This window comes from Rhizobium sp. PEPV16 (genome assembly GCF_008919455.1).
Classification (GTDB): Bacteria; Pseudomonadota; Alphaproteobacteria; order Rhizobiales; family Rhizobiaceae; genus Rhizobium; species Rhizobium leguminosarum_Q.
This window is the reverse complement of the sequence record NZ_VSZV01000184.1, coordinates 1-11,198: the sequence shown is the minus strand read 5'-3', so window position 1 is coordinate 11,198 and position 11,198 is coordinate 1. Positions and strand designations below refer to the sequence as shown.

The window sequence follows — 11,198 nt, the reverse complement described above, 5'->3', positions numbered from 1 at the left end:
CACCGGCTTTTATCCGCGCGGCCAGCTCGTGTCGCCGCTCGACCCGATGCGCCCCGACAGCCCATATGGACTTTCCAAATGCTGGGGCGAACTTGTGGCGGGGCTTTATTACGACACATCGGGCATTCGCTCTCTTTCCATCCGCATCGGCAATGCGGGCACCTATCCCAACAGCGAGCGATCCATTGCCATCTGGATCAGCGCGCGAGACCTGGCGCAATTGGTCAGGATCGGCCTTTCGCACCCGTTGATCGCAGCAACAGTGGTCTACGGCGTTTCTGACACCGAGGAGATGTGGTGGGAGAACGATCTGGCGACACGATTGGGCTACCAGCCGCAGGACCGGCCGCGTGACCACGCCCTGATCGAAGAGGGATCCGAAGGGCCGGTCGCGCTGGCGTTCCAGGGTGGCGGGTTCTGTGAGATCAATCACGACGGCACCATCCGCATGCGCGACGCCGATGGCTTGGCCAAGAGCCCGGAGACGGTTGAATGACGGCGCCTCGGGTCATCCGCCCGGACGTCCGTTCCGTTATCCAGCAACCGCTGACGGTCGGTGAATCGCCGGTATGGGACGAGGAGACCGGCACTCTGTGGTTCGTCGATATTCTGGCGCCGGCACTCGTCCGGCTTTCGCATTCAGGAAAGATCGACCGCTTCGACATGCCGGCCGCAATCGGCGCGCTCGGGCTTTGCCGCGATCACAGGATCGTCGTGGGGCTCCAGACGGGCGTCCATCTCTTCGATCCGGATTCGGGAGATTTCGAGTTTGTGTGCGATCCGGTTGGACGCGACATCAATTGCCGCCTCAATGACGGAAAGGTCGGCCCCGACGGGCACTTCTGGATCGGCTCGTTCAGCGAAGCCAAGCCGCAGACCAATGAGGCCGCACTTTTCTGCGTGAGCGCCGACGGCAGCACGCGGACCGTGGCCACAAAACTGACGAGCTCCAACGGCCTTGCCTGGTCGCCGGACGGCCGGCGGATGTATCACTCCGACAGCCGGCAATGCTTCCTGCAGGCATTCGACTTCGATCCTGATACGGGCGACCTCGGCGATGGGCGCCGGCTTCGCAGCTTCACGGAAGACGAGGGTCGGCCGGACGGAGCGACAACCGATCGTGACGGGTTCTACTGGAGCGCCGGCGTTTCCGCCGGCCGCCTCAACCGAATATCGCCCGAAGGCGAAATCGTCGAAATCTACATTCTGCCGGTCCCCGCACCGACGATGCCGTGTTTCGGGGGGCCGGATCTGCGTACCCTCTTCGTCACGAGCCTGTCGACGGATCGCAGCGGGCGTTTCGAAGCGGGAACGGTGATCGCCTTCGACGTGGATGCAAAGGGCCTGCCGCCCTTCCGCTTCGGGGATCATCCCGTCGGATGACAGCGTGCCTATCCTTCGGGTGACGACGGATTGATGGAAAGATAACGGGGAAGAAAGATGAGCATCGCAACCATGCGCAAGGCGCTTACAGGCGTATCGGGTGTTCCGGTCACCGCCTATGACGGCAGGGGTGAAGTCGAACCCCGGATCACGGCGAAGGTCTATGAGCGGGTGGCGGCAGCGGGCATTCACAACATCGTCGCTGCCGGCAATACCGGGGAATTCTATGCTCTGACACCGCAGGAAATCAGGATCGTCCACGAGGCGGCGGTTTCAGGTGTCGACGGCAAGGCACCGGTGACGGCGGCGATCGGCCGGTCGCTGCGCGAGGCGATCGGCATGGCGAAAGATGCGGCCGCGATCGGCGCATCCGCCGTCATGTCGCATCAGCCCGTCGATCCTTTCGCAGCACCTGCGGCCCAGATCGACTATTTCTGCAATCTTGCGGATGCTTCCGCCCTGCCGCTCATCGCCTATGTCAGGGCGGATGGTTTCGCCGTCGCCGATATCGTCCGCCTCGCAAATCACGGCAATATTGCCGGCATCAAATTCGCCACAAGCGATCTGATGTTGTTGTCGAGAGCGATCCCGGCGGCGAGCCCCGGCGGCGCGCTGTTCGTCTGCGGCCTGGCGGAGAGCTGGGCGCCGACATTTACCGCAGCCGGCGCCCGCGGCTTCACGTCCGGCCTCGTCAATGTCGCGCCGAAGCTCTCGCTTGCGGTCCACGCTGCGCTTGAAAAAGGCGATTTTGCCGCCGCCAGGGCGATCGTCAACAAGCTCGAGCCATTCGAGCGGATGCGAACCAAATTCCGCAATGGCACGAACGTGACCGTCGTCAAGGAAGCCGTCACCTATTCCGGTCTCGATGTCGGTCCCGTGCGTGTGCCGGGATTGCCGCAGCTCGACCAGCATGACCGCGAGGAGCTTCATCGGCTGCTTCAAGGCTGGGAGGCCGAAGGCGACATTCAAACTCATTCAGACCAGTCGGCCGTAAAGGCGGCCGGCTGATTTCGACGCTATCCACAAACAACAGGATTGGGAGGTCTTGAGATGCTGAGACAAGTACTGACAACGATCGCAATTGCCGGCGCCCTGACGACGGCGCAGCCCAGCTTCGCGGCGTCGCCGCCCAATATGCTGGTGATCGGCACCAATCTCACCGGTATAAGGACGCTCGATCCAGCGCAGAACAATGCCCGCACGGTTTCCGAACTGATCTCGAACCTCTACGACAACCTCGTGCAGCTGTCGCCGGACGATCTTAAGACGCTGAAGCCGATGCTCGCGACGCAATGGAGCGTCTCGGCGGATGGTAAGATCATCACGCTGACATTACGCGACGACGCCGTCTTCCAGAGCGGCAACAAGGTGACCGCCGAGGATGCGGCCTGGTCGATCCAGCGCGTCATCAAGATGGGCCAGGTCGGCTCCACCGACATCGCGCTCTGGGGCTTTACGCCTGAAAACGTCGAAAAGCTCGTTCGCGCAAAAGACGAACACACGCTCGAGATCGAGCTGCCGCAGTCGGTCAATACCGATCTGGTGCTCTATTCGCTGGCGGGCTCGTCGATCGGCATCGTCGACAAGAAGACGGTTCTGTCGCACGAGGCGAACGGCGATTTCGGCGGCGCCTGGCTTTCCGCCAATTCTGCCGGCAGCGGCCCATTCAGCCTGGCGCAGTGGCGGCCGAACGATGTCGCGATCTTCAATGCGCAGCCGAAATATTGGGACGGCAAGCCGGCCATGGCGCGCGTCGTCGCCCGTCATATCCCGGAATCCGGCAATCTCCGGCTTCAGCTCGAAGCCGGCGACGTCGATGTCGGCCAGTATGTGGCAAGCGGTGACCTCGATGCGCTCGCCACCAACAAGGACATGGTCATCGAGAATGTCCCGGGTCTTGGCTTCTACTATATCGCCCTCAATCAGAAAGACCCGGATCTGCAGAAGCCGAAAGTTCGCGAGGCCTTCCAGCATGCCTTCGACTGGAAAGCGATCTCCGGCAACATCATGCGCCATACGGGCTTTCCCTGGCAGTCGATGATCCCGCGCGGCATGATCGGCGCTCCCGGCGAGGCGGAGGTGCGCTACGATTACGATCCCGCCAAAGCCAAGCAACTGCTGGCGGAGGCCGGATATCCCAATGGCCTGAAGAAGGTGCTCAATCCGTCGGGAGCCCCGACCCTGCCCTTCGCCGAAGCGCTGCAGGCGAGTGCCCGCGCCGCCGGCATCGATCTCGATCTCGTGCCCGGCGAGTTCACGCCCGCCTTCCGCGAGCGCAAATTCGAAGTGCTGCTCGGCAATTCCGGCGCCCGCCTGCCCGATCCCTTCGCGGTCGCCACGCAATATGCCTTCAACCCCGACAATAGCGACGAAGCACGCCTCGGCAGCTATTACCTCTGGCGCACGGGCATGAAGGTGGACGAACTCAACACGCTCATCGACCAATCGATGAAGGAGCGCGACACGGAAAAGCGCACCGACATCTTCAAGAAGATGGATGGCATCTATGCCGGCATGGCTTCGCCGCTGGTCATCTTCTTCCAGCGAACCGACCCCTATGTCATGCGCGCCAACGTGAAGGGCTATCACGGGCATACGACATGGTCGACGCGCTGGCATGACGTGATCAAGGAGTAGAACGCCGTGGCAAGCGCCGATATGACATCGAAGGGGGAGAGCAGCCGGCACTCCCCGCTGGGCGGGTTCGCCGAGGCGGCCCCGCACCCGGCACTGAGCCTGCTACGGCGCCTGGCGGGACGCGTCGTGGCCGTCGTGACGACGCTGCTCGGCCTGCTCTTCCTGACCTTCTCGATGGGCCGCCTGCTGCCCGCCGACCCGGTGCTCGCCATCACCGGGGCGGAAGTCAGCAAGGAGGTTTACGATCGCGTCTATAACGAGCTGGGTCTTGGGCAGCCGATCTGGATGCAGTTCCTCTCCTACGTCGGCAACATCGCCACAGGCGATCTCGGTATGTCGGCGACGACGGGCCAGCCGATCCTCACCGATCTCCTGACGATCTTTCCCGCGACGATCGAACTTGCGATCATCGCCATGATCATCGGGGCGATCGTCGGCATTCCCTTAGGGGTCACCGCTGCGGTCAGGCGCGGAACCGTTATCGACCACATCGCGCGGATCGTCGCCCTTGCCGGCCACTCCATCCCGATCTTCTGGACCGGGCTGATGGCGCTCTTCGTCTTTTATGCGAAGCTGAAGCTCGTCGGCGCCTCGGGCCGGATCGATGTCTTCTATGAAGGCCTCGTCACGCCGATGACGGGCTTCCTCCTGATCGACGCGGCGATTCAGGGCCAATGGGACGTGTTTTACAACGCCCTTGGCCACATCATCCTGCCGGCGGCTATCCTCGGCTACTATTCCGTCGCCTATATCAGCCGCATGTCGCGGAGCTTCATGCTGGAGCAGCTAAGCCAGGAATACATCATCACCGCCCGGGCCAAGGGGCTCGGCACCCGCAAGGTGGTCTGGCGCCATGCATTCAAGAACATCCGCGTACAACTCCTGACGATCATGGCGCTGACCTTCGGCGGTCTGCTCGAAGGCGCGGTGCTGATCGAGACCGTCTTCGGGTGGCCGGGGCTCGGCCAGTACCTGACCCGGGGGCTGCAGATGAACGACATGAACGTGGTCATGGGTTCGGTGCTGACGATCGGCGCCGTCTTCCTGACGATCAACATCCTGTCGGACTTCCTTTATCGCATTCTTGATCCGAGGACACGGTGACGCCATGACGATCTCCTCTGAGCACGCAGACAGCGTCAACACCGGCGGCCTTCGCACCTGGCTGCTCGCACCGGAGCCTCGAGGCTGGTTCCAGTCATCGGCGCAGCAAATTCACCAGGGCTGGCGGAAATTCAGCCTGCACCCGCTTGGCCTGGCCGGACTAGCCATCATCCTGCTGCTGATCGTCGTGGCGCTCGCCGCCCCCCTGCTGACGAGCTACGATCCGATCGTTCAGGACATGGCCGGGCGGCTTGCCGCGCCATCGGCGAGCCATTGGCTCGGCACTGACAATTTCGGCCGCGACGTCTTTTCACGGGTGATCTATGGCGCCCGCACGACGCTCTACATCATCATGCTCGTCACGGTCATCGTCGCCCCGCTCGGCCTGCTGATCGGCACCGTCTCGGGCTATTTCGGCGGCATCGTCGATGAAATCCTGATGCGCATCACCGATATTTTTCTCTCCTTCCCCGGCCTCGTGCTGGCGCTGGGTTTTGCCGCAGCGCTCGGTCCAGGCATCACCAATGCGATCATCGCGATTTCACTGACGGCCTGGCCGCCGATCGCGCGCTTGGCGCGCGCCGAGACGCTCAGCCTGCGCAAGGCGGACTATATCGCCGCCGTACGCCTGCAGGGCGCGACATCGATCGCGATCATCACCCGTCACATCCTGCCGATGTGCATTCCCTCGGTGATCGTCCGCGTCACCCTCAATATGGCCGGAATCATCATCACTGCCGCCGGCCTCGGCTTCCTCGGCCTTGGCGCGCAGCCACCGTGGCCGGAATGGGGTTCGATGGCCGCCAGCGGACGTGAATTCATGCTCGATAGCCCCTGGGTCATCGCAGCACCCGGCATTGCCATTGCGCTCGTCAGCCTCGCCTTCAACCTTGTCGGCGATGCGCTTCGCGATGTTCTCGATCCCCGAGGTTCAGAATGACAGAGCCCTTGATCGATATTCAGAACCTCGAAATCGCATTTGGCGGCGGACAGGTGCGGGCCGTGCGCGGCGTGAGCTTTTCGCTTGGACAGGAAAAGCTCGGGATCGTCGGCGAATCCGGGTCGGGAAAGTCGACCGTCGGCCGCGCGATCATGAAGCTGCTGCCACCGACGGCGATCGTCAATGCCGAGCGGATGCGCTTTCGCGACGTCGATCTGCTCAAGGCGAACGAAAAAACGATGATGACGATCAGGGGGCGGCGGATCGGCCTGATCCTGCAGGATCCGAAATATTCGCTCAATCCCGTCATGCGGATCGGCGAACAGATCGCCGAGACCTACCGCTTCCATCATCCGAGGACGAGCAAGGTAAAGACCTGGCAACAGGCGCTCGATATGCTCGAGGCCGTCCAGATCCGCGATCCGGAGCGTGTGGCCCGCCTTTATCCGCACGAAATCTCGGGCGGCATGGGCCAGCGGGCGATGATCGCCATGATGTTGATTGCCGAACCCGAAGTGCTGATTGCCGACGAGCCGACCTCAGCGCTCGACGTGACGGTGAGGCTCGAGATCCTGGCCCTGCTCGACGAGCTCGTCTTGCGACGCAATCTCGGGCTGATCTTCATCAGCCACGACCTCAATCTCATCCGGAATTTCTGCGATCGCGTCCTCATCATGTATGCGGGGCGGGTCGTGGAAGTGCTCGAAGCGCGCGATCTCGACAAGGCCCGACATCCTTATACGCAAGGCTTGCTGGCATCCCTGCCGACGATCGAAGATCCCCCTGCCCGGCTGCCGATCCTGAAACGGGATCCGGCCTGGCTTGAAGAATTCGCATTGGAGCCGCCGCGGTGATTAAAATCGACAATCTTACGGTCCGCTTCGGACCCGGGCAGCGACCTGTCGTTCGAGACGTAAGCTTCGCCATCGAAAAGGGAACTGCTTTCGGCCTGGTCGGCGAGTCCGGCTGCGGGAAGTCCACTGTCCTGAGGGCGCTTTCCGGCCTCAACGCCAATTATGACGGCCGGATCGAACTCCAAGGCGAGCCGTTGACTCAACGGCGCAGTCGGCCATTCTTCCGCCAGGTGCAGATGGTGTTCCAGGACCCCTATGGATCTCTCCATCCCCGCAAGACCATCCGCTCGCAGTTGAAAGAACCGCTGCGCAACCAGGGCCTGGATACGAATTCCGTCGACGTCAACGCCGTCCTGAGATCGGTCGGCCTCGATCCGGCGCTGAGCTACAGATTTCCGCACCAGCTCTCCGGTGGCCAGCGCCAGCGCGTGGCGATCGCCCGCGCGCTGATGCTGGATCCGGACGTTCTGCTTCTCGACGAACCGACATCGGCGCTCGATGTCTCAGTGCAAGCCGAAATCCTCAATCTCCTCCAGGATCTGCGCACCAACCGCGGGCTGACCTATCTGCTCGTCAGCCACGACCTCGCCGTCGTCTCGCACATGTGCAGCCGCGTCGCCATCATGGAAGCGGGCGAGATCGTCGAACAGGTCGATGTCGGTGCCCTCCGAAGAGGTGCGGTCGAACACCCCTACTCGCAACGCCTGCTGCGCGCCAGCCGGATGTACGGAAAGGGGTAACTCTCGATCGATACGCGCCTGCTTCTTGAAGTCGTCGCAGGCCCGCCATACACGTCAAGCCGAGCCGGCTGCCTAAACCAAAGGCAGTATCGATCGCCGATGATGTTGCGTAACCTTTGAAAGACGCTCGGCCATTCGCATGTTCACCCCGGCATGCTCAAGATTTTCGCTGGGCGGATCGGGGATTCCCAATCTAGCGTTATCCGCTTGATCAAGAGTACAGGCCAAGGTCGCTTATCACGGCAAATTCGCAACGCTGATAGAACTCCGACAGCGCCCCTCCTCGTTGTGAGATCAACCACACGCTGCTACATCCTTCAGCTGTGGCTGTTTCGAACATTGCAGAAAGTAGAGCGGTCCCTATTCCCTTACCCTGTGCGTCGGGCTGCACTGAAAGCTCGTCCACATAGATGACGGGGCCTGTATGGCGCCGCTGTCGTATCCCGAGCGCAATGCCGAGCACCTTGTCTCCGTCAACTGCCGCAAGTGCAATTGACCTGGGAGTTTCAAGCACATAGGTCACATTTTCTGCAGCCGCCTCAAGGCACCAGCTCTCATTCCACGGAGGCAGGGCATAGGCATTTACCAACACGCTGGCCGCGCCGCTAATGTGTTTTTCAATCAGACGCTCGATCCGAAATGGCATAAACTCGTCTCACGCTACGTGAGGTGACATTCGCCGAAGGCTGTTGATTTCGCAATGGTGTGTTGCCTGCATCCGCAGGTTTTTCGCCTTGTCCCTAAAAAGGTAAAGATCGCGACTACCCTAGGCAGGTCCGGGTCAGCGGGTTCAACCTCTATTTCCAGCTCGTATAATCGTCGGCGACGCAACCAAACGGCGCGCGATCCTGACCGAACCGCTTCTTCAGCTGCTCGCATCCCCACTCGTTCAACGGCGCTGGCATGAGATTGTTGATGTCCATGCCAGGCGATTGGAATGCTGTTGTGGAGGTCGTGACGTACCAAAGCCAGAAGCCGACCACGCCCACGACGATCAGAAGCAACACACCGAAGAAAAGCTGCAGCCGCTTCCAGATCGATACCGTCCTTTTTGGTTCTTCAATCAAAACCGGTGCATTCCGGTCGTGTTTTTGCTGATACGCAAAGGGTGCAAGAGCTGCGGTGCGCTCGTTATCCGCAAGCTCCACGCGCTGCAGACGATCGTCGAGAAGCACCGGCAGGGCCGTATTGCCGTGCCTGACGGCCAGTCCGATCGCCTTGCCATTGGCTTCACCGACGATCAGAGGCTCCTCTCCATTCTTCATGCGCGTGTAAGCCGATCGCCCGGTTTTGTCGTCGGCGATCTTGTCATTATAGGTGATGGAAAGGACGCCGCGTTTGCGGTCGAATGCGGTAATCTCGACCGGGACGGGGGTCAGCATGGCAGGCCGAAGCAATTGGCCCTTGACCCACCAAATGCGGATAGCGAGAAAAATCATCCCCAGGCTCATGCCACCAAACAGTAGCGCAAATACCGTAAGCGTGATGATCCGATTCCAGAGCATGTCCAGACCCAGGCTCATCGTCGCAAGTTCAGGATGATCGGCTGATATCACAAGGCCGGTTTCGTAGTCGCCGGTATGGAAATCGACGAACATGACCTCCACCTCGGTGTCGTAGTCTCGTCCACCGTAGCTGTAGACAAGGCGTGCCTCGCAATCGGTAAGCACTGCCTTGCGTGTCGTGCATCGCCCGTTTTGCACGTCGCCATTTTCGAGCGTCAAAGGGTTCTGGCTGATCTGGAAATCGCGGATCACCCCTGGTGCTTCCGAGACGAATAGAAAGACAGCCAGCGCCAGGATAATGGGCGTCGACCAGAAATAAGCGCTCGGCGTGGAGATGACGTTGCGCGCCAACGAGAGCGGGCGACTAGGAAGAACAAGTGAAGGCAATGGCGTCGGACCCCTCATATGTGACAGCGCAATGGGCTGGCAAGCTCGGGCAGCGGCCAATGAGGCCGCAACTCAAAGCGCTGCGGCGTCCTTTGTGCATCTGAAAAGACGCGCGGCGCTATAGCGGAATTGACGTCGTTCCGGCCGGCTTGCACAATCTCATTGTGTAAGACCGATCTAAAACCTGAGGCGGGAGATCGCAATCCCTTTCAGCCTGCGTGGGCATCATTGGTCCATTGATCTTGTTGAAAACGTGCGCGCTGCGTTGGGAACGACGTCAATGCCTCCCATACGGAACCAAATCATCGCCGAGCGGTTATATGACACCCTCCTCCTCGATCAGCGGAGCGTCATGATGCGGATGTTAAGCGGCCCGAAAGTTACTCAGATGATCAAGGTCCTTGCCTGCGCCATTGCCGCTGCGACGGCGTCAATGCTCATGGCCGGCTCCGCCAATGCCGACGAGTCTGCTTTCCTCAAGACATTGGCAGGAAATTGGAGCGGTAAGGGTACGGTGAAAGTGCGGACAAATGCACCCACCTTGAAAGTCACTTGCCGTTTCAAGTCGGATGCGAATGCAGGTTCCCTTGCACTCAATGGGCGCTGCACCAGTCTCGCCATTTTTTCCCGTGTCATCAGCGCCAACCTCAGGGCCAGCGGTGAAACCTACACCGGCTCCTACGTGGGCGCGGGCACCGGCACCGCGGGCCTCGGCGGAAAACGCGCTGGTAATGCCATAAACCTCGCGATCAAATGGGCGAAAGAGGTCAATGGCGACCGACGTGCGCAGATGACGATCGAAAAAACCGGGGCGTCGGGCATGCGTCTCACAACCGTCGATACCGACCCCGCAACAGGTCGATCGGTTGTGACGAGCCGCATTGAGCTTCGTCGGAGCTGATATCTTTTTGCATTCAAAGAGCCGTTGTCGTGCTAAAGGGTTGATAGAGAAGCCCCGAAGCTATAGTTTCGCCTTCGCAAATCGTCGAACGATACAAGGAAATAGTTATCTCATGCCGACAGGTACCGTTAAATTCTTCAATGACGACAAGGGCTTCGGCTTCATTACCCCTGAGGGTGGCGGCCAGGACGTTTTTGTTCACGTGTCTGCGCTGCAGAGCGGCGGGTCGCTCCGCGAAGGCGACAAGGTCAGCTTCGAAATTGGACAGGATCGCAAGACCGGAAAATCGAAGGCTGAGAACGTCTCGACGCTCTGATCGAAATCGAAGATGGCCCAGCCTGCGTTGAGCGGGTTGGGCTCATCGTGACGAGTCGCGGGCGCGAATGCCTTCGTACTCTAAAGCGCATCGTGATCTTCGCGCTTTAGAGGCTTTGTGTCGTCGTTGTCGCAAAGCCGCTGCACAGTTTTGCGCCACATGCTTTAAGCCGAAACGCCGACGATTGAGCCTGGCCGTGTCGTTTGATGTCCGCGCCTTTGAAATCATGAATATGACGCGTGAGGACGCTCATGCCAGCGCAGTGGCGGCAATCAGAGCATTTTCTCTCTGACAAAGGATGCTTCATGCATTCGTTTTAGACGATGCGATGAGCTGACCACATCACGCCCCTGATAGAATGCTATTCGCGGCCTTCTCGGCAATCATGATCACCGGCGAGTTGGTGTTGCCCGACACGATCGTCGGCATGA

General features: G+C 60.5%; 11 protein-coding genes and 1 pseudogene. 10 read left to right on the top strand and 2 right to left on the bottom strand.

The features are described 5' to 3' along the window. The 8 genes and pseudogenes from FY112_RS04690 to FY112_RS04655 form a co-directional block, all read left to right on the top strand. Positions 1-496: pseudogene (locus FY112_RS04690) on the top strand (NAD(P)-dependent oxidoreductase); the annotation flags it as partial. Continuing rightward, a complete protein-coding gene (locus FY112_RS04685) occupies positions 493-1,383 on the top strand; it encodes an SMP-30/gluconolactonase/LRE family protein (protein WP_094088192.1) in 891 nt (296 codons plus the stop codon). The pseudogene FY112_RS04690 and the gene FY112_RS04685, both read left to right, overlap by 4 nt. Positions 1,384-1,440: 57 nt before the next feature. Beyond that, on the top strand, positions 1,441-2,391 hold the full coding sequence (locus FY112_RS04680; RefSeq protein ID WP_151517828.1) for a dihydrodipicolinate synthase family protein: 951 nt from the start codon (positions 1,441-1,443) through the stop codon (positions 2,389-2,391). Between the two features lie 42 nt (positions 2,392-2,433). Then, positions 2,434-4,020, top strand: coding sequence for an ABC transporter substrate-binding protein (locus FY112_RS04675; RefSeq protein WP_094088193.1), 1,587 nt, complete (start codon positions 2,434-2,436; stop codon positions 4,018-4,020). A 6-nt stretch (positions 4,021-4,026) separates the two neighbouring features. Continuing rightward, on the top strand, positions 4,027-5,124 hold the full coding sequence (locus tag FY112_RS04670; protein ID WP_017956640.1) for an ABC transporter permease: 1,098 nt from the start codon (positions 4,027-4,029) through the stop codon (positions 5,122-5,124). Between the two features lie 4 nt (positions 5,125-5,128). Further along, positions 5,129-6,064 carry an ABC transporter permease gene (locus FY112_RS04665; RefSeq protein ID WP_017956641.1) on the top strand — a complete coding sequence of 312 codons (936 nt, stop codon included), beginning with the start codon at positions 5,129-5,131 and terminating at the stop codon, positions 6,062-6,064. After that, complete coding sequence (locus tag FY112_RS04660; protein WP_017956642.1) at positions 6,061-6,918, top strand: ABC transporter ATP-binding protein; 858 nt, start codon at positions 6,061-6,063, stop codon at positions 6,916-6,918. The genes FY112_RS04665 and FY112_RS04660 overlap by 4 nt, the downstream gene beginning before the upstream one ends. Further along, complete coding sequence (locus FY112_RS04655; protein ID WP_017956643.1) at positions 6,915-7,658, top strand: ABC transporter ATP-binding protein; 744 nt, start codon at positions 6,915-6,917, stop codon at positions 7,656-7,658. The genes FY112_RS04660 and FY112_RS04655 overlap by 4 nt, the downstream gene beginning before the upstream one ends. A 211-nt stretch (positions 7,659-7,869) precedes the next feature. Here FY112_RS04655 and FY112_RS04650 read toward each other — a convergent pair whose 3' ends face one another. Beyond that, positions 7,870-8,304: a GNAT family N-acetyltransferase gene (locus FY112_RS04650; RefSeq protein WP_151517827.1), complete on the bottom strand. Its 435-nt coding sequence runs from the start codon at positions 8,302-8,304 to the stop codon at positions 7,870-7,872. A gap of 151 nt (positions 8,305-8,455) precedes the next feature. Next, positions 8,456-9,568, bottom strand: a complete 1,113-nt coding sequence (locus FY112_RS04645; RefSeq protein WP_181018157.1) for a hypothetical protein — start codon at positions 9,566-9,568, stop codon at positions 8,456-8,458. A gap of 370 nt (positions 9,569-9,938) precedes the next feature. On the opposite strand from FY112_RS04645, the gene FY112_RS04640 reads away from it, so the two are divergent. Further along, positions 9,939-10,451, top strand: a complete 513-nt coding sequence (locus FY112_RS04640) for a hypothetical protein (protein WP_026158194.1) — start codon at positions 9,939-9,941, stop codon at positions 10,449-10,451. A gap of 112 nt (positions 10,452-10,563) precedes the next feature. Next, a complete protein-coding gene (locus tag FY112_RS04635) occupies positions 10,564-10,767 on the top strand; it encodes a cold-shock protein (RefSeq protein WP_017956647.1) in 204 nt (67 codons plus the stop codon). Positions 10,768-11,198 lie beyond the last annotated feature (431 nt).